The following is a 24768-nucleotide window of genomic DNA, read 5'->3' as shown; positions in this document are numbered from 1 at the left end:
TTGTTGTTATGCAGAGCGTCAGGGTCGGGATGGTCCCTCTTCAGTATCCTTGGTGTTTTTCGATGACGCCGGACATGGCCTGGCCCCGTTGGTGGCGGCGCAGGTTGTCCAGCAATGGAGCGAACGCAGATTCGGGCAGGGTCACTGCGCCGATGTGCGGGGTCAGCCAGATGTTCGGGTGTTGCCAGAATGGGTGCTGCTCATGGGCCGGTTCTTCTTGCACCACATCGACAATCGCGTGGCTCAGTTGCCCGCTGTCCAGGGCCTGCAACAGATCCTGCTCCACCAGGTGCGCGCCACGCCCCAGGTTGATCAGGCTCGCGCCCCGGGACAGCGCGCCCAGGGTGCGGGCGTTGAGCAGGCCACGGGTGTGTTCGGTCAGGGGCAGCAGGCAGAGCAGGGTGTCGCACTGGCTGAGGAAGGCCGGCAACTGCTCGGCACCGGCAAAACACTCGACGCCGTCCAGTTGTTGCGGCGAACGCGACCAGCCCCGCAGGTTGAAGCCGAACGGCCGCAGGTGTAGTAGCACCGCCTTGCCCAGCATACCCAGGCCCATCACCCCCACGCGGCGTTGTCGGGCCGGCACCCAGGGCTGTTCCTGCCACTGCCCCTGGCGCTGCTGGTGCAGGTACAACGGCAGTTGCCGATGCAGGCTGAGCACCGCCATGCAGGCGTATTCGACAATCCCCTGAACAATGCCCGGGTCTTGCATGCGCACCACCGGCACCTGCTCGGGCAACTGCCGCAGGTCGAACTGATCGACCCCCGCCGAGGTGGCGAACACCACTTCGAGGTTGGGGAAGTCCCGCAGGTTTTCCGGCGGCTGCCAGGCCATCAAGTAACGGATGTCCGCGGGGTTGCCGACGTCCGGCCAGAGCCTGACTTCGATGTCCGGGGCGTGCTCGGCGAACAACGCCTGCCACTGCTGGCCACGCTCGGAATCGGCTTTGTAGAGAAGGGCCATGGAAGGCTCCGCCTGAAGAACTGTGCTCAGCCTATCCCAGCGCCGACAGTAGATTCTTTTGAATCGCTGCGCCGCGACGGCAGCTTTTGAATTTTATTCTACCGGCCGCAGCAGCCGCCCGAATGGGCGGCCACTCGGGGCTCAGCAGAGGGCGGCGATGGCCTTGCCCAAGGCTTCGGTGGTGCCTTTGCCGCCGATGTCGGCAGTCAGCGGTGCCACCTCCGGTCCTTGTTCGAGTACGGCTTCAATGGCCTTGACCACGGCGGCACCCGCTTCGGGGTGGCCCAGGTGCTCAAGCATCATCGCCCCGCACCATATCTGCCCGATGGGGTTGGCGATGCCTTTGCCGGCGATGTCCGGAGCCGAACCGTGCACCGGTTCGAACAGGCTGGGGAAGTTGCGCTCCGGGTTGATGTTGGCCGAAGGGGCGATGCCGATGGTGCCGGTGCAGGCTGGGCCGAGGTCGGAGAGGATGTCGCCGAACAGGTTGCTGGCCACCACCACGTCGAACCAGTCCGGGTGCAGGACGAAGTTCGCGGTGAGGATATCGATGTGGTACTTGTCCACCTTGACCTCGGGGTAGCGCTTGCCCATCTCCACCACGCGTTCATCCCAGTAGGGCATGGTGATCGCGATACCGTTGGACTTGGTGGCCGAGGTCAGGTGTTTCTTTGGCCGGCTCTGGGCCAGCTCGTAGGCAAACTTGAGGATGCGGTCGACGCCCACTCGGGTCATCACGGTTTCCTGCAGCACAATCTCGCGCTCGGTACCGGGGAACATCCTGCCTCCGACGCTGGAATACTCGCCCTCGGTGTTCTCGCGCACCACCCAAAAATTGATGTCGCCGGGCTTGCGGTTGGCCAGTGGCGCCTTGACCCCGGGCATCAGCCGGCAGGGGCGCAGGTTGACGTACTGGTCGAATTCGCGACGGAACTGCAACAGCGAATCCCACAGCGAGATGTGGTCCGGCACAACGTCGGGCCAGCCCACCGCGCCGAAGTAGATGGCGTCGTAACCCTTGAGAACCTCGAACCAGTTGTCGGGCATCATCTTGCCGTGGGCCAGGTAGTAATCGGCACTGGCGAAGTCGAACCAGTCCCACTGCAGTTCCAGGTCGTGGCGGCGGGCCACGGCATCGAGTACGCGCACACCTTCGGGCATCACTTCCTTGCCGATGCCGTCACCAGGGATCACGGCGATTTTGTAGCTGGACTTGCTCATGGTTCGACTCCAGGGATTGTTGGGTAGCGGCACTGAGTGTATGTATGACCGCGAAATAAATAATTAGCCTGAAACGAAAGCCATTCTTAGATTTTTGGAAAGAATCCATGAGCACCATCGACGACTTGAGTTTCTTTCAGCAGGTGGCCAGCCGCGCCAGCCTCACCGAAGTGGCGCGCCACCTGGGCCTGTCGCTGCCGGCGGTGAGCAAGCGCCTGAGCCAGCTGGAGCAGCGCCTGGGGGTGCAGTTGCTGCAACGCACCACGCGCAAGCTGGCCCTGACCCCGGAGGGCGCGTTGTACCTGGAAGGCGGTCGGCCGATCCTGCGGCAACTGGAAGAATTGGAGAGCGCCCTGAACCAGCGCCAGCCGACCTTGCACGGGCGGCTGCGGATCAATGGCACCCTGGGTTTTGGTCGCCGCCACCTGGCGCCCATCGTTTCCAGCTTCGCCCGCTTGCACCCGCAACTGGAGATTTCCCTGGAGCTGAGCAGCCAGCCCCTGGCCCTGCTGGACGATCAGTTCGACATTGCGGTGTGCATGGGCGAGCCGCCGGATTCGCGTTTGATCAGCGTGCGCCTGCTGGAAAATCCGCGGCTACTATGTGCAGCGCCTGGATACCTTGAAAACATGCCTGAGCCGAACGTGGTGGCGGACCTGGCCCAGCACAATTGCATCGTGCTGCGGCAGTTTGCCGGGGATTACGCGATCTGGCGCTTCCACAAGGACGGCCGCGAGTACGCCCATAAAGTCAGCGGCACCCTGTCCAGCAACGACGGTGAAGTGGCCCTGAGCCTGGCCCTGGAGGGGCATGGATTGATCCTGCGATCCCGCTGGGATGTCCAGCAATACTTGGAGGATGGGCGTCTGCGTGGGTTGTTGCTGGATCACCAGGCACCGCGGGCGGACATCTTCGCGGTGTACCAGCATCGCCGTCATATTCCCCAGCGCATCTCGGTGTTCAGCCAGTACCTGGCTCAGCAGCTGGCCAAACGCATGCCTTATGCGGTGCATCCATGACCGGTCAGGGTTGTGAGGGTTTTGCATAACTTGAAGCTATGGTGATCCTGACTATTGGTGAGTTGTCCGGCACGGCACACTCTTGTAACGTCGGTGGGGCCCGCTCGGTAAAAACAAAAAACAGACCGAAGCCGCCACAAGGTTCCAAGGTGTTCAGTCGCATTTTTTGAGTCTGCCGAATCAAATGACTTAATAGGATGATTGCCATGAAAGTCTTGTCGCTCGGTTCAGTTTTCTCCGTGATGTGCCTGACTGCCGGGGCCGCATTGCCGGCGCTGGCGGCGCAGATCACCTTTGTTTCCCAGGGCGGCACTTACCAGGAGGCGCAGACCAAGGCCATCCTCGACCCTGCCGCCAAACGCCTCAATATCACCATCAAACAAGACAGCGTTCCCGATGCCTGGCCCATGGTAAAAGCCCAGGGCGAGGCTGGCAAACCGCTGTGGGACGTGATCGACACCCCGCCTTCGAACTGCCTGCGCGGCGGTCGCGAAGGGCTGATCGAACCCCTGGACCTGAGCAAGCTGCCGAACGTGCAGAGCATGCCCGAGGCCTATCGCACCCCGTATTCGGTGGCCTACGAGTTCTACTCCTCGGTGCTGGCCTACAACACCAAGGCCCTGAAAAAAGTGCCCCAGAGCTGGGCCGACTTCTGGAACGTCAAAGACTTCCCCGGCGTGCGCGCGTTGCGCAACGACCCCATGGGTACCCTGGAAGCCGCGCTGCTGTCCGACGGCGTGCCCCGGGACAAGCTTTACCCCCTGGACGTGGACCGGGCCTACAAGCGCCTGGAACAGATCAAGCCGGACATTGCCGTGTGGTGGAGTTCCGGCGGGCAGTCGGCGCAGCTGCTCAGCGACGGCGAAGTGGACATGCTGATGATCTGGAACGGCCGCGCCAGCGCGGTGCGCAAGGACAAGCCGGAGGTGGAGTTCACCTACAACGACGGGCTGTTGCAGAACACCCAGTTGTGCGTGCTGAAAAACGCCCCGAACTACGCCACCGCCCTGCAGTTCATTAACGAGGCCATGTCCCCGGACCTGCAGGCCAACCTGCCGTTGCACATCGATTACGGCCCGGGCAACCCGGCGGCGTTCAGCACCGGCAAGATCACCGCGGAACGCGCCAAGGAACTCCCTAGCGCCCCGGATAACGCCGCCAAGCAAGCGTTGCTGTCCGAAGAGTGGTGGGCATCGCCGGCCGGTATCGCCGCCAAGGACCGCTGGCTGAAGTTCGTTCAGTAACGCCATGCCGTACCCGGCGGCGAGCTGCCGTGTGGCGGTGCCGGCCGGGGTTGCTGATTCGATGGGTCGTCCACAGGGAATGCCATGAGCACGATGATCGACTACCTCATCCTCGGGGGCGGTTCTGCCGGTTGCGTACTGGCGGCCCGGCTCTCCGAGGACCCGGACAAACAGGTGTGCCTGGTGGAGGCCGGGCGCGATATTTCGGCGTCGAGCATGCCGCCGGAGATTCGCAGTCGCTACCCAGGCCGGGCCTACCTGGACCTGGGCAATATCTGGCAGCGCCTCAACGTCTTGATGGGCACCGGCACGCGCCAGCAGCGGCGTTACGAGCAGGCGCGAATCCTTGGCGGCGGCTCGGCGATCAATGCCCTGATGACCAATCGCGGTGCTCCCGCCGACTATGACGAATGGCAGCAACTGGGCGCCGAAGGCTGGGGCTGGGACAACTGCCTGCCGTACTTTCGCAAGCTGGAAAACGACACGGATTTCAACGGCCCGCTGCATGGCCAGGACGGTCCGCTGCGCATTCGTCGGACCCCGGACGCGGCCCTCTCGCCCTTTGTCAAAGGGGTGATTGGCGCCTTGGGCGAGCAGGGCCTGCCACGCAAACCGGACCAGAACGGCCCCTGGGAAGACGGGGTGTACGTCGGTGCGATTGGCGTCAGCGAGGCGGGCGAACGCATTCCCACCTCGGTGTGCTACCTGACCGATGAGGTGCGCCGGCGCAGTAACCTGAGCATCCGCACCGATTGCCTGGTGGAACGCGTGCTGTTCAAGCACAAGCGTGCGGTGGGCGCATGCCTGCGCCTGGCCGATGGGCAAACCCTGGAGCTGGAGGCCCGTGAGGTGATCATTTGCGCTGGGGCGATCCACAGCCCGGCGTTGCTGATGCGCAGCGGCGTCGGCCCGTTGAACGAGCTGCTCGATCTGGGCATCGAGCTGGTGGCGGACCGCCCTGGTGTGGGTGGCAACCTGATGGAGCACCCGTCGATTGCGGTGTCGGCACTCTTGACCCGCGAGGGCCGCACGCCCTTTGCCAACGAACACCACGAGCAGGCGATCGTGCGCTTCTCTTCCGGCCTGGCACAGACGCCCAGTGGCGATATGCACGGCGCCATCCTGTCCCGTTCGGGCTGGCACTCCATCGGCTATCGCCTGGGGTCGATGTTTTTCTGGGTCAACAAATCTTATTCCCGTGGGCGGGTGCGGCTGGTCTCAGCGGACCCGTTGCAAGAGCCCGATGTGCAGTTCGACATGCTCTCCGACCCGCGGGATTTTCAACGCCTGAAAGACGCCTTGCGCTTTGGCGCTCGCACCCTGGGGGCCGCCTCCCTGGATGCGCAACGCAGCGTGGTGTTCCCTTCCAGCTATTCGCCGCGGGTGGCCAAGGTGGCGCGCCCGGGAGGGATCAACGGGCTGTTGCGTGGCACCTTGAGCGGCTTGCTGGACCTGGCCGGGCCGCTGCGTGGCTGGCTGATCCGGCGCCTGGTGACCCAGGGCGTGACCCTGCAAGGGTTGCTCGCCGACGACGCGGCGCTAGGGGCTTTTGTGCGCAGCCAGGTCGGTGGCACCTGGCACCCGTCCGGTACCTGCCGCATGGGCCGCGCCGATGATCCGCAGGCGGTGACCTTGAGCGATGGCCGGGTGATCGGCGTCAGTCAGTTACGGGTGTGTGACGCATCGCTGATGCCATCGATCCCCTGTGCCAACACCAATGTGCCGACCATCATGCTGGCCGAACGTATCGCTGACCTGATCAAGGCCGAGGCGGCACAGGAGGCCCGGAAGGCCGCGACCGCCTAAGGGGCGGTCGCGGTTTTAACGCCGCAAGGTCAGTGGCCGTAGCCGACGATGCCCTTGGTTTCCAGAAAAGCCTCCAGCCCCCACTCGGCGTATTCGCGGCCGTTGCCCGACTGCTTGTAGCCACCGAAGGGGGCTGCGCTGTCCCAGTCCGGGTAGTTGATGTAGACGCTGCCAGCGCGCAATTGCAGGGCCACCTTGCGTGCCCGTGGCAGGTCCGCCGACTGCACGTAGGCGGCCAGGCCGAACACGCTGTCGTTGGCCATGGCAATGGCTTGCGCTTCATCGCGGTAGGGCAGGATCACCAGTACCGGGCCGAAGATTTCCTCGCGGGTGATGGTCATCTGCGGGGTGACCCCGGCAAAAATGGTCGGCTGCACGTAGTAGCCGCGCTCCAGGCCCGCTGGTCGCCCCAGGCCGCCGGCGATGAGCTGCGCGCCTTGTTCCAGGCCGATACCGATCATGCGCTGGATGGCCAGGTACTGACGTTCGCTGATCACTGGACCCAGGGTTGTGTCGTCGGCGTCCGGCGGCCCCGGGCGATGCGCCTGGGCGGCGCGTGCGGCGATGGTCACGACCTGTTCGTGCAAGGCCTCGGGGACCAGCATGCGTGTGGGCGCGTTGCAGGATTGGCCACTGTTGTTGAAGCAGGCATTCACGCCCTGTGTCACTGCGGCTTCCAAGGCCACATCGTCAAGCAGGATGTTGGCTGACTTGCCGCCCAGTTCCTGATGCACACGCTTGACCGTGGGCGCGGCCAACCGGGCGATGTCCACCCCGGCCCGGGTCGAACCGGTGAACGAGACCATGTCGACATCCGGGTGGGCAGCGAGGGCGGCGCCCACCGTGGGGCCGTCGCCGTTGATCAGGTTGAAGACCCCGGGCGGCACCCCGGCGCTGTGCAGCACCTCGGCGAAAATCAGCGCATTGAGAGGGGCGATCTCGCTGGGTTTGAGGACCATGGTGCAGCCGGCCGCCAGGGCGGGGGCGACTTTGCAGACGATCTGGTTGATCGGCCAGTTCCAGGGGGTGATCAGCGCGACCACGCCCACGGCTTCCTGATTGATCAGGGTGGTGCCACGCTGGCGTTGAAAGTCGAAGTCCTCAAGGGTGCGGATCAACTGTTCCAGATGCATGCGGCCAATGCCGGCCTGCCAGGCATGGGACAGGGCGCGCGGCGCGCCGACCTCGCGGGTGATGACCGCGGCGATCTCGTCATAGCGCGCCAGATAGGCTCGTAACACCTCCTGCAACAGGGCCTGGCGTTCAGCGGGGGCGGTCGCGGAAAACCCCGGAAAGGCTTTTTTTGCCGCCTGCACGGCCACCTCGACATCGGTGTGGTTGCCCAGGGCAATTTCGCTGAAGGCGGTTTCAGTGGCCGGATCGATCACCGCCAGGCGTTCGCGACCGTGGGGCTCGACCCAACGACCGTCTATGTAGAACTGCAGAGCGTGTTCCATGAAGTTGGCGCCTCTTGCTGGTCTGTAAAAGATGTGCGGCGGACCTGATGCCGGAGTGGGGCGCACGGGTCGTCTGGCGTCGCAAGATTAGTCGTGGCTTTTGTGTTACGGCAATTTACTAATAGTTGGGCCAGGCATAATATCAAGTCATGTCAAATCTACGTCGTAAACTCCCCAGCTCCAGTTCCCTGTTCGTTTTCGAAGCGGCCGCTCGCTGTGGCAGCTTCACCCGGGCGGCGGAAGAACTCTGTGTTAGCCAGCCGGCCGTCAGTCGCATGCTCGGGCGCCTTGAAGAACACCTTGGCGTGCAATTGTTCGAGCGTGTGCGCGGGGGGGCCCGGTTGACCGAGAGCGGCAGTATTCTCTATCGCAAGGTCCAGGAAGGCTTCAGCACCATCGAGGCGGCGATCAGCGAAATCGAGTCCCGCGCCACCGGCATGGAGACCATCACGCTGTCGGTGTCCACGGCTTTTACCACCCATTGGCTGATGCCGCGCATGAGTCGTTTCAGCGAGGCATTTCCCAGCGTCGACCTGCGCTTCCAACTGATGTCAGGGAAGATCGGCGGACCGTTGGTGGATGTCGATCTGGGGATGCGCTACCTCGAGGCTGGTAGCCTGAAAGCCACGGATACCCTGGTTCTCCCGGAGATTACCATCCCGGTTTGCAACCGCCAGTACCACGCCGATCTGCTCCAGGGACGCTCGCGAAAACAGCCTAGAACCTTGATCAGCATGGACAGCCAGGAGCGCGGCTGGGTCGAGCATTTCGACACCCTTGGCCAGCGTTCCGCAGTGGCCGACAACAGCCAGGTGTTCTCCGATTACGCGGTGGTGGTGCAAGCCGCTCTACTAGGCCAGGGCATGGCTCTGGGCTGGTTGAATGTGGTCTCGCATTGCCTGGTCAAGGGCGAATTGCTGCCCGCTGCCGAGCAGGTGCGGGTGAGCGCGCGGCGCTGTTGCCTGGTGCCGGCGGGCAACCGACCGATGCGGCCGTTGGTGGCGGCGGTAAGGGATTGGATTGTTACCGAAATGCACAATGACTTGGTGCAGATCGACGCCGCCTACCCACATTTGCACCTGGCTGAAGCTCTGCATTGCGCGTCATAAGAGTGCCCGTGCTGCCGCGAGTAAAAAAACAGTAGGTTATGCCTCAGGGGTGGGTGAAAACGAAATATTGCGTGCCGCAGCGAGGTCGATAATCCCAGCAGACGGATTTTCCAATCCCCCTGACCTACCTTGCGGAGCGCTTTATGTCATTCAAGCAGTTCAAAGCCCTGACGTTTGATGTCGTCGGCACCCTGATCGATTTCGAAGCCGGCATCCTGGCGCACGTCCGTGAAGTGGCGGGGGAGGCCGGTAAGGCCCGCACCGATGACGAAATTCTCAAGGCCTACCGCGAAGCCCGGGCTTTGCCGGATTCCGGCTGGTGGCCTGATGATCTGGAACGTTGTTATCACGTGATCGCTGGCAAGCTCGGATTGCCGGACAACGCCGAGTACGCCCGTGGCCTTGCCCTAGCGGTGCAGCATTTTCCCGCCTTCCCGGACTCGGTGGCGGCCCTCAAGCGCCTGCGCAAGCACTTCAAACTGGTGGCTACCACAAACTCGCAGATCTGGGCTCTGGACTGCATGGCCAAGACCCTGGATGAGCCCTTCGACGTGAAGGTCACGGTGGACGACGTGCGCTTCGAGAAGCCCGATCCGCAATTCTTTGCCTACACCCGCGGCGTACTGGCGACCCAGGGCATTGTCTTCGAGCAAATCCTGCACGTGGCGCAGAGCCAATACCACGACATCGGCGTGGCCGTGCGCCTGGGCTATCAGGTGTGCTGGATCGAACGTCGGCACGCGCAGAAGGGCAGCGGCGGCACCCTGGAATCCGAGCACACCAAGCCTCATTACCACTACCACACCCTGGCTCAATTGGCCGACGCGGTAGAGCAGGAACTGGGTTGAGCCCCCCGGGCGCCGCCGCCATCGTGCCGGTGCCCCCTTTTTCTCGGAAGCCGGCAATGACTCTTCAGACCTTATGGGCGGCCACCGCCGAACCCGGCCCTGCGCTGCAATTGCTCGAAGGTGAGCGTCAGTGCGACGTGGCGATTATCGGCGCCGGCTACACAGGCTTGAGCGCCGCCAGGCATGTCGCCTTGAGCGGCCGCGAGCCGTTGCTGATCGACGCCAACACCCTGGCCTGGGGCGCCAGCGGGCGCAACGGCGGGGTGGTGTCGCCGAAGTTTCGCGTGGGCTTTGCTGCGCTCATGGCCCGTTTTGGCCGTGACACCGCCTTGCGCATGTACCGAACCGGCTACGACGCCGTGGACAGCCTGGTGGAAACCGTCGAGGCCCTGGGCCTCGATGAGGCTCGGCTGCACCTGGGCGGGCATATTGCGGCAGCGCACAATTCCCATGCCCTGTCAGGGCTGCAAGCCACCGCCGAGTGGATCAAGCGCGAGACCGGCGGTGCCTCGTCCTACCTGCTCAGCGCCGCAAAAGTCGCTGAATGCACCGGTTCCAACCTGTTCCACGGCGGCCTGCTGACCCCCAAGGCGGGCGGTATCCACCCGCTGAACTACGCCCGTGGCATGGCCCGCAGCCTCACCGGCAATGGTGTCAAGATCTACATCAACAGCCCGGCGCAACAGGTTCGCCGCGAGGGCCGGCGGGTGATCATCGACACGCCCCAAGGACGGGTCAGCGCCCAGCAGGTGATCTACGCCACCAACGGCTATTCGGATCTGACCCCGGTCACCGCCACCTTGCACCGCCGGCTGATTCCCTTTCGCAGCGCGATCATCGCCACCGAGCCCCTGGCCCCGGCGGTACTGGCCGCGCTGATGCCCGGCGGCCAAGTGTGCGGCGATACCAAACGCATGCTGCGCTGGTTCCGGGTGGTGGGCGATCGCCTGATCTTCGGCGGGCGCGGAGCCTTCGGGAAAAACGATTCCGAGACGGCGTTTCGCGCGTTGCAACGCAGCATGGGCGAGGTGTTTCCGATCCTGCGCGAGCAGCCCATCGCCTTTCGCTGGTCGGGCCTGGTGGCGATGACGCTGGATTACCTGCCCCATGCGGGCCAGTTGGATGAACAGAGCTTCTATGCCATTGGCTACAACGGTGGCGGGGTGGCGATGTCCACTTACATGGGCCAGCAACTGGCGCGCATGACTGCGGGCGAGAAGGTCGATCTCGGCCTGTTGGCGGGCGAGAAATTCCAACCCATTCCCCTGCATGCCTTTCGCGCCCCGGGCGTTCGCCTGGCGGCGGGCTGGCAGCAGTTCCTCGATCTGATCGGTCGCTAAGCCGAGAGTCTGAATCCATGCCTGCGATGCTGCATTACTGCCACCCGGTCAGCGCCCGGCGCGTGCCCCGCGCCTACCAGACCTGGGTCGACGACCCCTTGGCCAGTGGCCGTTCCCTGCATAGGTATGACGCGGCCCAAGGTTACGCGATGGGCGTCTATCAGGGTTCGGGCACGCAACGGGTGATTGAAGACTTTCCCTGGGTCGAGTTGGGTATCGTCGAGTCCGGCACTCTGCTCCTGCAGGGCGAAGGTTTCAGGATCGCGCTGCACCCCGGCGACTGCTTCGTGATTCCACGGGGCATAACCGTGGATTGGCAGCAGCCCGGCGACCTGCGTTACCTGTGCATGGTCTTTCCAGGCCTGTCGCGTGCCGCGCCGATGCCGCGTCAGCCGCTGAAGATCGATCCGAGTATTGAGTTGCAACCCTGCGATCCGCCGGCCGCCGCCGTGCTGCTCAGCCCCACGCCCCGGGCCTGGAGCCAGATCCTGTTCAGTGTCGCCAACCTGCGCATCGGTGTCTGGGAGTGCGAAGCCTACGAGCGCCAGCGCGTGGAGCCCAGCTATTGCGAGTTGATGCACATCCTCAAGGGCGCGATCACCCTCAGCCCCGAGGGGGCGGCGCCGTGTACCGTGCAGGCTGGGGAAACCATCGTGGTGCCGGCGGGGGCGAGCAATGCCTGGGCCAGTGCGCAGACGGTTCGCAAGATCTTCTGCATCCTCTCCTGAGGCGTTCCTGGGGGGCGTTTGCCCCCACTCTCCCGGTCAGGCTGAACGCAGCAGGCTGCGCAAAGGCACGGTGCTCTTGACCACCGGCGACTTGATGACGATGTAGCTGAAGTACTTCTCGATGCCAATGTTCTTGTCCAGGATCGACTCCATCAATTCCTGGTAGTGCTGGATGCTGCTGGTGAGAAAGCGCACAAGGTAGTCATACCCACCGCTGATCAAGTGACACTCCAGCACTTCGTCGATATTGCGGATGCTCGACTCGAACTTGGCAAAGTCGGACCGCTTGTGGTCGGACAGAGTGACCTCGGTGAACACCGTCACCGAGTTGGCGAACTTGGCCAGGTTGACATGGGCTTCATAACCGCTGATGTAGCCCGCCGTTTCCAGGCGCTTGACCCGTTGCAGGCAAGGACTGGGGGAGAGTCCGACGGCTTCGGCGAGGCTGACGTTGGTCATGCGTCCGTCTTTTTGCAGCTGGACCAGGATGTTGATGTCGATACGATCGAGTTTGGTTACCGCTTCCATCGTTGACTCCTCGTAATGTCAGTCTTGAATACTGGGGTCAGACACGCAGCGCCTTCTGATGCGCATGGACCAGGTCGGCGAGGCTGGCGTACTCACAGCGCTTGCCATCCAAGGCTTGCTCCGAGTGGTTCCACGGCGGGCGCTGGTCGCGGCGCAAGGTGCACACCGGGAAGTCCACCCGCAGGTTCCACGGATCGTCCGCTTCTGTGCTGCGTACCGGCAACATCTCGCTGCGTTGCAGGCCCAGCCGGCCCAGGGCTTGCTCCAGGCTGGCGTGCCAGTCGTCGACCTGGGGTTCGATGATGGCGTCGAACGCGATGGGCAAACGAAGGGTCAGTGCGTCGATGTCCATACCATGGGGCGGTGCGATCAGCACCAGCCGATAAAACTTGCTGAGGTACTGCAGGGCGCCAGGCGCGTCTTCAAAAATCGGCCATTGGCCGGACGCGGTACCAAACGCAACACTTTCATCCCAGCCCGGAACTACATGCAATTGATGCGCCAGACGCTGGTAGAGCTGGCCATGGAAGGCCATGGCACTGCCGGCATGACCCTGGGTGGCCAGTTCGTGGGCGGTGCGCCGATAGGCGCTGAGCATCTGCTCGTCGCTGTGCAGGTCGGTGGTTCGCACCGACAACGGCCGCAGGCCTTCGAGGATGCCCCGTTCGCGGTCGACCAGGGTGCCGAAGGACAGGCCCAACGCTTTGTACTGGGTGACTTTCATGTGCCGCTCCTGGGTAGTCCTGATGGGCTTCCTGAGTCATCAGGCAAAAGCCCGACCCATGTCAGAGGGGCGGGCCGGGCCTTTAACGTCGGTGCTGCGGGCGTGGGTCAAGCACCGGCGGCGGCCAGGGCCCGGTCGAGCATCTGCAAGGCTTCTGCCAGTTGTTCCCGGGTGGTCACCAGCGGCGCAAGGAAGCGCACCACGTTGCGGTATACACCGCACTTGATCACCAACAGGCCAGCGTTACGCGCTTCGTCGATGACTTTCTGCGCCAGGGCCGGATCCGGGCTCTGGGCGGCATCGGCAGCGACGATTTCGATGGCCTGCATAAACCCCAGGCCGCGCACGTCGCCGATTCGCGGGTAGCGTTTTTGCAGGGCCAGCAGGCCTTCGCGCAGTTGCGCCGCCAGTTGTTCACCCTGGCCGAGCAGATCCTGTTCTTCAAACAGGTCCATCACCGCCAGCGCCGCCGCGCAGGCCACGGCATTACCGCCATAGGTACCGCCCAGGCCGCCGGGTGCCGGCGTGTCCATGATTTCGGCGCGGCCGACCACGGCTGACAGCGGCATGCCACCGGCCAGGCTCTTGGCCACGGTCACCAGGTCCGGCTGGATGTCGGCATGCTGGAAGCCGAACAGGGTGCCCGTGCGGCCGAAACCGGCCTGGATTTCATCGAGGATCAGCACGATGCCATGTTCGGTGCAGCGCTGGCGCAGGGCCTGGAGGAAGGCGATGGGCGCGGCGAGGAAACCACCGTCGCCCTGTACCGGCTCGATGATGATCGCCGCCACCCGATCCGGCGCCACGTCGGTGGCGAACAGGGTATCGAGTTCGGCAAGAGCGTCTTCGCCGCTGATGCCCCGGTACGCGTTGGGGTAGGTTGCGTGGTAGATCTCGGCCGGGAACGGTCCGAAGTTCTGCTTGTAGGGCTGGCTCATGCCGGTCAGCGTCACGCCGAGCAGGGTGCGGCCGTGGAAGCCGCCACGGAAGGAAATCACCGCCGGACGGTTGGTGTGGCCACGGGCGATCTTGATGGCGTTTTCCACGGCTTCGGCGCCGGAGGTGAAGAGCACACTTTTATAGTGCTGGTCGCCGCCGATCAATTTGTTCAGACGCGCCGCCACCTGGATATAGGACTCATAGGCCACGACCTGGAAACTGGCATGGGATATTTCCCCGACCTGGCGGCGCACCGCTTCCACCACTTTCGGGTGGTTGTGGCCAACGTTGAGCACCCCGATGCCGCCGACGAAATCCAGGTAGCGCTTGCCATCCACATCCCACACTTCGGTACCCAGGGCGTGGCTGAGCACCACGGGGTGGGCGGTGGCGATGCCCCGTGGAACGTGCTGCTCGCGCAGTGCAAGAAAACGTTGATTTTCAGTCAGTGCAGAGTTCATCTCGATCTCCATAAACGCCGTGCTTGGCGGGTGGTCTGTGATCAGGATAAGGATTGGCAGGGCACGGCATGCGCTGAATTTGCCTGGCCCTGCGCTGTGATCGACTGTTTTTCAGGGGGCTGGCGAAACAATTGACTGTGGGCTTGATGGGCATCGGAAGTAGGGCATCGGGCCGCAGCCCGGTTGCCCCACAACACTGGCCTCACGCGCCGGCCCGGGGCACGACGATCGTGTCTTCGGGGTGCAGGCGCATCAGCATCGGCGCGCCGATCGGCGGCAGGTTGAGGTTGCCTTCGTGGTGGCTGGGCTGGCGCAGGCTGACGGTGGGACCGCCATCCAGGTCGACGAATACCTTGAGGCTTTCGCCCTGGAACACGATGTCGGAAACCCGTCCGCGCAGGCGATTCCATTCCGGGCCGGCACTGTCGTTGTCCAGCAGCAATTTTTCTGATTGCAGGGCCAGGAACAGATCGCCCGAGGCCGGGATCGGCCGGGTGGTGCGTAGCGGCGTGGCGCCGAGATTCAGGTCGTTACCGCTGCCGCGCTGCAATGGAATCAGGGTGCTCTCGCCAATGAAACTGGCGACGAAATCATCCGCCGGGTGATCGTGCAAGCGCCGTGGCGTGTCCACTTGTACCAACTGCCCGCCGCGCATGATGGCGATGCGGTCGCTCATGGTCAGGGCTTCGCGCTGGTCGTGGGTGACGTAGATCATGGTCGCGCCGAGGCGCTTGTGCAGCGCCCGCAGTTCGATCTGCATGGTCTCGCGCAGTTGCTTGTCGAGGGCCGATAGCGGCTCGTCCATGAGGATCAGCTTGGGCTCGAACACAATCGCCCGGGCCAGGGCCACGCGTTGGCGCTGGCCACCGGAGAGCGCGGCGATCGAGCGGTTTTCATAGCCGCCCAGTTCCACCGTGGCCAGGGCCTGCTTGACCCGGTCGCGGCTCTTGGCCGCGTTTTCACCGCGGGCACGCAAGGGGAAGGCGACGTTCTCGCCCACGGTCATGTGCGGGAACAGCGCGTAGTTCTGGAACACCACGCCGATCTCGCGCTTGTGCGGCGGCATCAGGGTCACGTCGCGCTCGCCGAACAAAATGCTTCCGGAACTGACACGGATAAACCCGCCGAGGATGCTCAGCAAGGTGGTCTTGCCTGAACCGGAAGGCCCCAGCAGCGACATGAACTCGCCGGCTTCGACCTTGAGATTGACGTTGTCCAGGGCCTTCAGGGAACCGTAGTGCTTGCAGACTTGATTGACGCTGACCGACTCGAAACCTTCAGTGAACTTCATGCAGGGTTCTCCTAATGCGCAGCGCGGGGAGTGCCCGCGGTGTCTGTCATCTGAACACAGGCGTCGGCCTGGTTCGTGCCGTTTTCCCCAGTCCAGGCAACACAATCTGCCGCCCGGTGTTGCTGTGTTCAGTCGAGTCCGCCGATGTGCCAGGCCTTGATTTCGAGGAACTCGTCGAGGCCGTATTTCGAGCCTTCGCGGCCGGTTCCCGATTGCTTCATGCCGCCAAAGGGCGCCACTTCCATGGACACCACGCCGGTGTTGAGGCCGACCATGCCGAACTCCAGGCGCTCGCCGACACGAAAGGCCCGGCGCATGTCCTGGGTGAAGTAATAGGCCGCCAGGCCATAGGGTGTGTCGTTGGCCAGCGCCAGGGCTTGGGCTTCGTCCTTGAAGCGAAACAATGGCGCCACCGGGCCGAAGGTTTCTTCGCGGGCCAGGAGCATGTCCGGCGTGACGTCCAGCAGTACCGTGGGCTGGACGAACAAACCCTGGTTGCGGGGCGCGCCGCCGATGGCGATGGCGGCGCCTTTTTCCAGGGCATCGCCGATGTGCAGGGCCACTTTGTCCACCGCTGCCGCATTGATCAGTGGACCGATGGTCACGCCGTCGCTGAGGCCGTCGCCGACTTTCAGCTGGGCAACCGCAGCGGTCAGGCGCTCGGCGAAGCGTGCATAGATACCGTCCTGTACCAGGATTCGATTGGCGCAGACGCAGGTCTGCCCGGCGTTACGGAATTTGCTCTGCATGACCCCGGCGATCGCCAGGTCGAGGTCGGCGTCGTCGAACACGATAAAGGGCGCGTTACCTCCCAATTCCAGGCTCAGGCGCTTGATGCTGCTTGCGCACTGGCTCATCAGCAGTTGGCCGACCCGGGTCGAACCGGTGAACGACAGTTTGCGCACAGCGGGGTTGCCGGTCATCTCGCCGCCTACACCGGCCGGCAGACCGGTGAGTACGTTGAACACCCCGGCTGGAATGCCGGCGCGTTCGGCCAGCACCGCCAGGGCCAGGGCCGACAGCGGGGTCAGTTCCGAAGGCTTGACCAGCACCGTGCAACCGGCGGCCAGGGCCGGTGCACATTTGCGCGTGATCATGGCGTTGGGGAAGTTCCACGGCGTGATCGCCGCGACGACGCCTACCGGCTGCTTGATCACCAGAATCCGCCGATCAGCAGTGGGGGCCGGGATGGTGTCGCCATAGATGCGCCGGGCTTCCTCGGCGAACCATTTGACGAAAGTCGCGCCATAGCCAATCTCGCCACGGGATTCGCTCAGGGGTTTGCCTTGCTCGGCGGTCATGATCAAGGCCAGGTCTTCCTGGTTCTCCAGGATCAGCCGGTGCCAGGTTTCCAGATACCGCGCGCGTTCCGCCGCCGGCACCTCGCGCCAGCTCTGGAAGCGTTGTTCGGCGGCTTCGATGGCGCGCCGGGTTTCGGCGGCTTGAAGGGCCGGAACGTGGGCGATCAGGCTGCCATCGGCGGGGTTGGTCACGGCGAGGGTGGCGCCATCGTCGGCCTCGATCCAGGCGCCATTGATGTAGGCGCGTTCGACGAGCAGGGAAGGGTCACGCAAGGTGCTTTTCAACATGTGAGGTGCCTTTGAAGGTCCGGAGGATAGGACCGATTGTAAAAAAGGCTGGCTGGCTGCCGATGCCGAGCTGGCCTGTTGAACAGGGGGTTGCTGCTCAATTACGTCGTTTGCCGGCAGGATCTGCCGTCACCGCGAGCGGCACTCGCGGCAGCGGCCAACGACTCAGGAAGACTTGTTGCGGCCGGCGATCACCACCAGCAGCAACGACGCCAGAATCAGCAGGGAGCTGATGGCGGCGATGGTCGGGTCGATCTCATCGCGCAAGGCGGTGAACATGCGTTTGGTCAGGGTCTGGTTGTCGCCGCCGGAGATAAACAGCGCTACCACGGTTTCATCCAGCGAGGTGATAAAGGCGAACAGAGTGGCCGACACCAGGCTCGGCTTGATCTGCGGCAGTGTCACCGCCATAAACGCGCGGAAACTGTTCATGCCCAGGCTGCGGGCGACCATTTCCTGGGACATGTCGAAGTTCCGCAAGCCCGCCAGCAGGGCGATGATCACGTAGGGTAGGGCTAGCATGATGTGCGCCAGCACCAGCCCGCTGAGGGTGCTGATCAGGCCGATCCGGGCATAGACAAAAAACACCCCGGCGGCGATCAGGATGATCGGCACCATCATCGGCAGCAGCAGGATGATTTGCAGGGTACGCACCACCCGCAGGCTCGATGTGTTGATGGCGTAGGCCGCCGCCATGCCGATCGGCAGGCTGACCAGGGTGGTGACCAGTGCGGTGATCAGGCTGACCCGCGTCGCCGACATCCACTCGGCACTGTTGAAGAACGCCTCGTACCAGCGCAGCGACCATTCCTTGGGCGGGAACTGCAAAAAGCGCGCTTCGGAGAACGACATCGGTACCACGATCAGTACCGGCAGGATCAGGTACAGCAGGATCAACCCCACCAGCAGCGTAAAAGCCAGGTGGGACAGGCGCACGCGCCGCAGATTGGCTAGCCGGTTCATTCAGCGTGCTCCCAGAATGCGTTCGATGGGAATAAAGCGGTTGATGCCCCAAAAGATCAGGAACACGACCAACAGCAACACCAGGCCCACGGCACTCGCCGCGCCCCAGGCGTGATACAGCTCGACGTTACGCTGCACCAGCATCGACACCAGGATGGTGCGTCCGCCGCCCAACAGTTCCGGCGTGATGAAGAAGCCCAGGCAGATCACAAACACCAGGATCGAACCGGCCATGACCCCCGGTGCCGCCATCGGCAGAAACACTCGGCGAAAGGTATAGAACGGCTTGGCGCCGAGGCTCTCCGAGGCTTGCAGCAAGTCTTGGGGAATCTTGCGCATCACCGAATACAGCGGTAGCACCATGAACGGCAACATTACGTGCAAGGTGCCGATGATCGTGCCGGTGGTGTTGTGCATCAGGTTCAGCGGTTGGTCGATGATCCCCAGGTCGAGCAGGGTCTGGTTGACCAGCCCGCGACGTTGCAACAGCACCAGCCAGGCGTAGGAGCGCACCAGCACGCTGGTCCAGAACGGAATGATCACGCATATCAGGATCAGGTTGGCCCAGAAACCGTGGAGCCGGGAGGCGGCGTAGGCGATGGGGAAACCGAGGAAAATAGAGAGCACGGTGACGATGAAACTGATTTTGAAGGTCAGGGCGAAGGTGTCCCAGTAGATGCGCTCCTGGAAGATCCGCGCATAGTTGGCCAGGGAGAAACCGGCTTCGGTCTGCACCGACTGCAGGGCCAGCCAGCACAGTGGCAGGATCAGCAACACCACTACCATCAACAATGCCGGGAGCAGCAGGAGCAGCATCGACGTGTTTTCCTTGCGCTCCTCACGGGCGATGGCTTGCAGGCTGCTGGGCGATGGCCGTGGGCCGTCGCTGGCGTCGGGCATGGATTTGGCCAGGTAGGCGTTAGACATGCTGGCCTCCCTTGCGGGCTGGGCCGCACCGGTACGCTTGAACGATTTCGGCGGGCTGCCGCGTGCAGTACTGGAATCGGGTCATGCGAGGACTCCCAAAGAGGGGCAGGTGCAAAAAATCATGCAGCCGGTTGTTATTGTTAGGGGCGCACCCGGGCCGGCGACGTTTCTAATGTACGGCCAGGGCGGCGGCGCAAGCGGCTATAAATAGGCCGCGGCAAAGTGCTTTATTGCGTATTTGCCAGGGCCGGCGGCATGTCCTGCGCCCGGTGAGTGGGCCTCTGATGAGGCCCGGCCGGGCGCGACAGCGTCGTCACTTCTTCTGGACGAAGGCCAGCCAGCGCTCTTCGGCTTTCACGCCTTCGGCGGAGGCCCACCATTTGGACGACAACAGGGCCTGGCGGCTGATGTTTTCCGGTGACGACGGCAACTTGGCTCCGCGTTCGGCGGGGATCACCCCAACCTTGAAGGCTTCAGGGTTGAGCGGGCCGTAATCGATGATCAGCGGCAGGGCGGCTTGCAGCTTGGCATCAATCGCCTCGTTGACGAATTTCATCGCCGCGACCCTGTGCGCCGAGCTCTTGAGCACGCACAGCGAGTTGGTTTCCAGCACCCCCTGGTTGTAGTCGAAGGCCACGGGCGCGCCGTCGGCCTGGACCGCGCTGATGCGGCCGTTCCAGGCCTGGATCAGGTCCACTTCACCATCGCTGATCAACTGTGCGGACTGGCCACCGGAGGTCCACCAGGTGGCGATATGCGGCTTGATCTGTTCGAGTTTCTTGAAGGCACGCTCGACGTCCAGCGGGTACAGTTGGTCTGGTGGCACGCCATCGGCCATCAGGGCGATTTCCAGGGTCGGGCGCGGCAGGTTGCGCAGGGAGCGCTGGCCGGGAAATTGGTCGGTGTTCCAGAAGTCGGCCCAGGTTTTCGGCACCTTGTCGCCCTTGAAGGCGTCGGTGCGATAGGCCATGACCGTAGAGTAGCTGATGTAGCCGACGCTGTAGTCGTCCTTGAGTTCGGGGGGCAACTGGGCGGCGTTGGGAATCAGCGTCAGGTCGAGTTTTTCGAACAGGCCTTCCTGCTCGCCACGGATGCAATCACCGGTGGGCAAATCGACCACGTCCCAGCTGACTTTGCCGCTTTCCACCTGGGTCTTGATGATCGGGTAAGCCTTGGGCGAACTGTCCTGTTTTAAGGTCACGCCGAGCTTTTTCGCGGCCGGTTCGAGGATCGCTTTGCTCTGGGCTTCCTGATAGGCGCCGCCTTGGGAGACAAAGGTAATGTCTTCGGCCTGGGCGCTAGAGGCGCTCAGGCCCAGCAAGACGAAGCCAGCCAATTGCAGGGTACGGATAGGCGCTTGGGTCATAGAAAAACTCCTGATGGTTGGCAGAGGGACAGGGCAACCAGGGTCGTGTGATACCGGTCATTCTGCGGGACCTGAGGCTTTCCAATGTACCGTTGCGCCGACAAAGCAAGGGCGCACAAATGCATCGTGGAAAAGCGCATTGTTTCGTATTGGCCGGAGGCGACGGCATCTAATGCGCCCCTTGGGAGGGCGGAGTGGGCGGGGTTGGTGCGAAGTGCGGGGGAATCGATCCAGGGCGGTTGGCGGCGGCGCTTGGTCGTTGAACCCAGCCGTCATCCATCCTTGGCTCGGGCGCACCAGGGAAGGCCTGCGGCTTGCAGAGGCGGGGCAGACGGTCTTGCCGCCCAGGACTTCGGCCACCCAGTCCGCGACGTAATGGCCAGCGTTGATGCTGTTGTCCAAGCTGCAGCGCTGCACGTCGCCTTAACGCTCGGTGAAAATTTGCTGCTCTCGCTATGGACGATTAACTAGTTGTTCGTAGGTGCGATGGACCGACTTCAGCGGGATCTGCGAATCCTGCTCACCGTGGGTCACCCGGAATGGTATGCGGATGCGATCCAGTACGCCGTCCAGGTGCACCTGTTCTGCCAGGGCCATGAACTCGTCGATGTCTGTGGTGCCCCTGCACGCGAGGGATCAGTAACGGGGTACCGGGAAGCTGCCTTCCTTTTCCAGTCGGCGCTTCCGCACATCACACCAGTCGTGGTTGGTGCCTCAGACCACGTCGCAGTCGAAACACGGTTCGAAGGCCACCGCCTGCGGGCAGCAGAAGTCGCCCAGGGGCACGCCCTCCATGGCGATGCGCCGGGCAACGATGTCGCTGCGGGTTCCGCCCGCTGGCAGTTTTTCCCGGACAGATCGACGCCTCAGGTGAAGGTCTGCAACGGCACTGGTAAAGCGCTTAGCGCCCGGCGGCACTGCGTGGGCCTGCAGGTGCTCGCAAGTCAGGTAGTAGGTGGTGGCGAGGTTGTATTTCTCGCTGGCGGAGAACAGCCGGCCAGCGCTTTCGTCCTCTTCGGCGAGGCTGCAGAGCTTGTTCGCCATCTTCACCCAGGTTTCACGGAAGGCTTTTCGCGTCCGCGAAGTAGGTGACTACAACCAGGAAACAAAAATGCCTCATTAAGAAGCGGAGTTCTCGGCCCCGCACCACGAAGTGAAGTGGTAGGTTGTTATTGAAAGTGAGCTGATGGGTTCTGACGATAACTGTTCATGGATCTGGAAATGCCAGAGCAAGCCAAGTTGGTCCGTGTTTTTTGATTCTCAAGAAAAATGGCGTCATCCAGAGATCAGTTCAAGGCAATGCTTAACTAAGCAGCTAGAGGTACTTTTTGAAAGTTGCTGTTGTGATCGCCATCGCGATCCCGAGCATCGCGGCGCTAGGCAAAAAAACGGCCATGGGATTGAGCGAAAAGGGCAAGGACAGGTAAATGGCCCAAGGCACGATCAGCAGAGGTATCACTGCTCGTTTAGCGCGGTGATAAACAAAACTGCTTTCTCGCCCAGCTCCAAATTTGCGCAGGTCGCGGCGCATCAATCCATCCACAAAACCAGTGAACATGGCTAACAGAAACAGCGGAGCGGCCAGGGTTAAAATGGTCAGCCTCACCACGAAGGTAAAGGTCACATACACCGCCGCCAGTACAAAATCCTCAATGCTCACGTAGAACTGATTGGTCCAGCTCCAGAAGCCGTTGCCTTGGCTCGACACCCGCGCCTGCTGGGCAAAATCCGCAAAGCCAGTCCTGACCAGCAGCCACTGATTGAGAAAATCCAGCCACTGGACAATCGTCTGTCCGGGTTGTTGGATAATGAGTGAAGCTTTGAAGTGCTCGCTGAGCCAACCCAATTCGCTACTCAGCATGGCCTGGCTGTGTCGCCAACCCTGATCGCTCCAGAACAGCAGCAAACCAGCGAATTCGATCAGGATCGAGAACAGTAACGAGGCGATCAGCAAACCGATGATGCGCAGGATCAGGCTGATCGCCGAGATGATCAATCCCGGGCGCTGGATCGGTTGTGTCGGAGTATTTTGTGCGGAAGTCGCCATTGATCACTCCATTGTGCACCGCAGAGTTGATGCCGCTCACGGCGCCTTCTGGATCGTTTCTGCTGAATCGAAATCTGCGGAGGGGGTGGACTACCCCACCTGATCCAGATCGAAGTTTATTGTTGGGCCGCCCCCACTGGCAGTCCACCATTGGCCCGCCTGCTCGTTATAGGTGACCCGCATTCGCTGGGTGAGTTCCTGCAGGTCCTTGGGCATGGCGTCGTCGTTGGAGGGTTTTGGCAACGGGATGCGGACTTTCCAGAGTTGACCACCGGCCTGGAAGGAGAACATTTGCCCTTTGGGCAAACTGACGATGTGAGCGGGCTCGATCAACGGCACGCTGGTGCTGCTGACGCGATCCTGGGAGGACGAAGTGAAGTCTGTATTGGCTTCAGGATCGGAGGTGTCAGTCGCCCCCGACACCAGGGTCTTGGTCAGTACATTGACCTTGGGTAACTGCTGGGTGAGCTGTTCAGCGGTGGCGGTCTCGCGCACCCGCAGCATCTGCAGGGTGTTGAAGTTGCCGATCACCTGGCCAGCTTTGGCACGGTTACCAATGCGCGCTTCGATATCACTGAGGGTCTGGGTGTAGGCCGTCACCTGGATGCCGGCGCCACCGCCCTTGTTGATCAGTGGGATGAATTCATCACCCATCAACTCGTTGAACTCGTCAGCGTGCAGGTTGATCGGCAACTTGTCACTGTTGTTACCCGATTGGGGCAGGCCATGGTCGATGCCGTGTTTGTAGATGTGTCCGGCGACCGAGACCAAGTCGGCGAACATGGAGTTGCCTACAGCGGCGGCCACCTCGGCGTCGGTCAGCGCATCCAGACCGACGTAGACGATGCCGCGTTTTCGGATGATCTGCATCCAGTCGAAGATTGGTCGCGGGTCATCTAAATCGGTGTAGTTGGGGGCCAGTAACTGGGCGGTCTTGCCGGTGGTGAGTTTCTCCAGCAGCGGCAGTAGCGAGGCAACGATCTTGTCGAAGTAAGTACGGTCGTAGCGTACCGCCGAACGTAATCCATCCAGCACTGGATCAAATACCCGCTTCACCGCCAGGTACTGCTCGATGGCCACCACGCGCTTTTCGCGCCCAATCATGTGCCGAGGAATGTTCTTCTCGGTGAGCTTGCCTTCAAGCTGGACGATCACTTCCCACGCCTTTGGGTCGGTCTTGGCGAAAAACTGCTGGGCGTATTCGATGAACAGGGCGTCGATGTTGACCACATGCCGTTGGATCTGCAGGTAGTCCGGACGTCGGCCCAGCTCGATCAGGGCGCGGGCGATGATGTTGACGAAACGCCAGGCAAACTCGCGAAAGGCCGCGGAGTTACCTTCGCCGCTGAGCTGTCCGGCGATGCGTGACGCCACTTCCGAGATACGCCCGAAGCGTCCCACCGCATTGTATCGAGCGGAGATCTCCGGCCAGCCTAGGTGGAAAACATAAAACTCCTTATCCCGACCGGCCCGCTTGGCTTCGACGTACATCCGTTTGAGCAAGTCGGCGTCGCCCTTCGGATCGAAAACGATGACCACCTCATGTTCGACGCGGTGAATGTCCTGGGTGATGTACACCTCGGCGAGTCGCGTCTTGCCGACACGAGTAGTGCCGAGCACCAAGGTGTGTCCGACCCGTTCGCCCAGCGGCAGACTGACTTCCGTTTCATCGGGCTCGACCCCATGCAATAGTGGCGAGCCACCGACTGGGGGCAAAGGCCGCAGCGGATTGAAGGCATTGTCCCAGGCCGTGACACGGGCCAGTATCGAGAGTGGAAACGGTGCATGTTCCAGGCGTCGTTCGAGTTCACGGGCCAGGCGATAGCGGGTCGGTTGGTCGACATAGTGGGCGACCGCCGGATCCTGGGCCTCGACCAAGCGCTGGGTGTGCAGGCGGGTCCAGCGAAAGCCGCGCCCCATAAACAAACGCTTACGGCTGACCGGAATCTGCCGACTGGTCAGTTCGTAGCGGGGCAGCCGGCGGATATTGCGCCGATAGCGCAGCACCTCCCAGGCTTGTCGCAATCGGATCAGGCCGAACAGGGCATAGGTCAGTGCTGCAACCAGACCGATCTCGGGTGACAGGGCCACAGCCCAGGGCGAGTACACGCACAACACCGCGGCCGCGATGCAGATCGCTACGGTATACAGCTCCACCGCTGGCCGGAGCTTGGATTCCATTGCATGCTCGGCCATG

At 62.6% G+C, this 24768-nt stretch carries 21 protein-coding genes and 1 pseudogene; 8 read left to right on the top strand and 14 right to left on the bottom strand.

Annotation, left to right across the window (positions count from 1 at the left end; translation table 11 throughout):
- Positions 1–40: 40 nt before the first annotated feature.
- Both U5A08_RS19685 and U5A08_RS19680 read right to left on the bottom strand, forming a co-directional pair.
- On the bottom strand, positions 41–964 hold the full coding sequence (locus U5A08_RS19685) for a 2-hydroxyacid dehydrogenase (RefSeq protein WP_321848198.1): 924 nt from the start codon (positions 962–964) through the stop codon (positions 41–43).
- 141 nt (positions 965–1105) lie between these two features.
- Positions 1106–2185: a tartrate dehydrogenase gene (locus U5A08_RS19680; RefSeq protein WP_321848196.1), complete on the bottom strand. Its 1080-nt coding sequence runs from the start codon at positions 2183–2185 to the stop codon at positions 1106–1108.
- Between the two features lie 107 nt (positions 2186–2292).
- Between U5A08_RS19680 and U5A08_RS19675 the strand changes: the two genes are divergently transcribed.
- The 3 genes from U5A08_RS19675 (at position 2293) to U5A08_RS19665 (ending at position 6254) form a co-directional block, all read left to right on the top strand.
- On the top strand, positions 2293–3204 hold the full coding sequence (locus tag U5A08_RS19675; RefSeq protein WP_321848194.1) for a LysR substrate-binding domain-containing protein: 912 nt from the start codon (positions 2293–2295) through the stop codon (positions 3202–3204).
- Positions 3205–3410: 206 nt separating this feature from the next.
- On the top strand, positions 3411–4448 hold the full coding sequence (locus U5A08_RS19670) for an ABC transporter substrate-binding protein (RefSeq protein WP_268263929.1): 1038 nt from the start codon (positions 3411–3413) through the stop codon (positions 4446–4448).
- 84 nt (positions 4449–4532) lie between these two features.
- Positions 4533–6254, top strand: a complete 1722-nt coding sequence (locus U5A08_RS19665) for a GMC family oxidoreductase (protein ID WP_321848187.1) — start codon at positions 4533–4535, stop codon at positions 6252–6254.
- Between the two features lie 29 nt (positions 6255–6283).
- On the opposite strand, the gene U5A08_RS19660 is transcribed toward U5A08_RS19665, so the two are convergent.
- A complete protein-coding gene (locus U5A08_RS19660) occupies positions 6284–7711 on the bottom strand; it encodes an aldehyde dehydrogenase family protein (protein ID WP_321848186.1) in 1428 nt (475 codons plus the stop codon).
- Between the two features lie 149 nt (positions 7712–7860).
- Here U5A08_RS19660 and U5A08_RS19655 point away from each other — a divergent pair, with 149 nt between their 5' ends.
- From U5A08_RS19655 to U5A08_RS19640, 4 genes are all read left to right on the top strand, one after another.
- A complete protein-coding gene (locus tag U5A08_RS19655) occupies positions 7861–8820 on the top strand; it encodes a LysR family transcriptional regulator (RefSeq protein WP_321355965.1) in 960 nt (319 codons plus the stop codon).
- 143 nt (positions 8821–8963) lie between these two features.
- Positions 8964–9668, top strand: a complete 705-nt coding sequence (locus U5A08_RS19650; RefSeq protein WP_321848184.1) for an HAD-IA family hydrolase — start codon at positions 8964–8966, stop codon at positions 9666–9668.
- 56 nt (positions 9669–9724) lie between these two features.
- The gene (locus tag U5A08_RS19645; protein WP_321848182.1) at positions 9725–11008 is read left to right on the top strand and encodes an NAD(P)/FAD-dependent oxidoreductase; all 1284 of its coding nucleotides are present in this window, start codon (positions 9725–9727) and stop codon (positions 11006–11008) included.
- 17 nt (positions 11009–11025) lie between these two features.
- Entirely contained in the window at positions 11026–11736 is a 711-nt protein-coding gene (locus tag U5A08_RS19640; protein WP_321355958.1) for a cupin domain-containing protein, read from the top strand.
- 36 nt (positions 11737–11772) lie between these two features.
- Here the strand turns inward: U5A08_RS19640 and U5A08_RS19635 are convergent, their stop codons facing one another.
- From U5A08_RS19635 to U5A08_RS19605, 7 genes are all read right to left on the bottom strand, one after another.
- Positions 11773–12264, bottom strand: a complete 492-nt coding sequence (locus U5A08_RS19635; RefSeq protein WP_093432276.1) for an Lrp/AsnC family transcriptional regulator — start codon at positions 12262–12264, stop codon at positions 11773–11775.
- Between the two features lie 37 nt (positions 12265–12301).
- On the bottom strand, positions 12302–12988 hold the full coding sequence (locus U5A08_RS19630) for an HAD family hydrolase (RefSeq protein WP_321848178.1): 687 nt from the start codon (positions 12986–12988) through the stop codon (positions 12302–12304).
- 107 nt (positions 12989–13095) lie between these two features.
- Positions 13096–14388 carry a 4-aminobutyrate--2-oxoglutarate transaminase gene (gene gabT, locus U5A08_RS19625; protein ID WP_321355954.1) on the bottom strand — a complete coding sequence of 431 codons (1293 nt, stop codon included), beginning with the start codon at positions 14386–14388 and terminating at the stop codon, positions 13096–13098.
- A 202-nt stretch (positions 14389–14590) separates the two neighbouring features.
- Positions 14591–15679, bottom strand: a complete 1089-nt coding sequence (locus U5A08_RS19620; RefSeq protein WP_321848174.1) for an ABC transporter ATP-binding protein — start codon at positions 15677–15679, stop codon at positions 14591–14593.
- Between the two features lie 128 nt (positions 15680–15807).
- Complete coding sequence (locus U5A08_RS19615) at positions 15808–17268, bottom strand: NAD-dependent succinate-semialdehyde dehydrogenase (RefSeq protein ID WP_321355950.1); 1461 nt, start codon at positions 17266–17268, stop codon at positions 15808–15810.
- A 165-nt stretch (positions 17269–17433) separates the two neighbouring features.
- Positions 17434–18231, bottom strand: a complete 798-nt coding sequence (locus tag U5A08_RS19610) for an ABC transporter permease (protein WP_321848173.1) — start codon at positions 18229–18231, stop codon at positions 17434–17436.
- Positions 18232–19158: an ABC transporter permease gene (locus U5A08_RS19605; RefSeq protein WP_321355946.1), complete on the bottom strand. Its 927-nt coding sequence runs from the start codon at positions 19156–19158 to the stop codon at positions 18232–18234.
- On the opposite strand from U5A08_RS19605, the gene U5A08_RS19600 reads away from it, so the two are divergent.
- Positions 19157–19369: a hypothetical protein gene (locus U5A08_RS19600; protein ID WP_321848169.1), complete on the top strand. Its 213-nt coding sequence runs from the start codon at positions 19157–19159 to the stop codon at positions 19367–19369. The genes U5A08_RS19605 and U5A08_RS19600 overlap by 2 nt on opposite strands.
- 102 nt (positions 19370–19471) lie before the next feature.
- Here the strand turns inward: U5A08_RS19600 and U5A08_RS19595 are convergent, their stop codons facing one another.
- The 4 genes and pseudogenes from U5A08_RS19595 to traD form a co-directional block, all read right to left on the bottom strand.
- Complete coding sequence (locus U5A08_RS19595; RefSeq protein ID WP_321848167.1) at positions 19472–20524, bottom strand: ABC transporter substrate-binding protein; 1053 nt, start codon at positions 20522–20524, stop codon at positions 19472–19474.
- A gap of 330 nt (positions 20525–20854) precedes the next feature.
- Positions 20855–21613: pseudogene (locus U5A08_RS29955) on the bottom strand (alpha/beta hydrolase); the annotation flags it as partial.
- Between the two features lie 226 nt (positions 21614–21839).
- The gene (locus tag U5A08_RS19585) at positions 21840–22571 is read right to left on the bottom strand and encodes a TIGR03747 family integrating conjugative element membrane protein (RefSeq protein ID WP_321848163.1); all 732 of its coding nucleotides are present in this window, start codon (positions 22569–22571) and stop codon (positions 21840–21842) included.
- A gap of 90 nt (positions 22572–22661) precedes the next feature.
- Positions 22662–24767, bottom strand: coding sequence for a type IV conjugative transfer system coupling protein TraD (traD, locus tag U5A08_RS19580; protein ID WP_321848161.1), 2106 nt, complete (start codon positions 24765–24767; stop codon positions 22662–22664).
- Position 24768: the final 1 nt, after the last annotated feature.

It is taken from the genome of Pseudomonas paraveronii (assembly GCF_963681955.1).
GTDB classification, from domain to species: domain Bacteria; phylum Pseudomonadota; class Gammaproteobacteria; order Pseudomonadales; family Pseudomonadaceae; genus Aquipseudomonas; species Aquipseudomonas paraveronii.
Note: the sequence above shows the minus strand (reverse complement) of the source record. Positions and strands in the feature narration are given on the sequence as shown.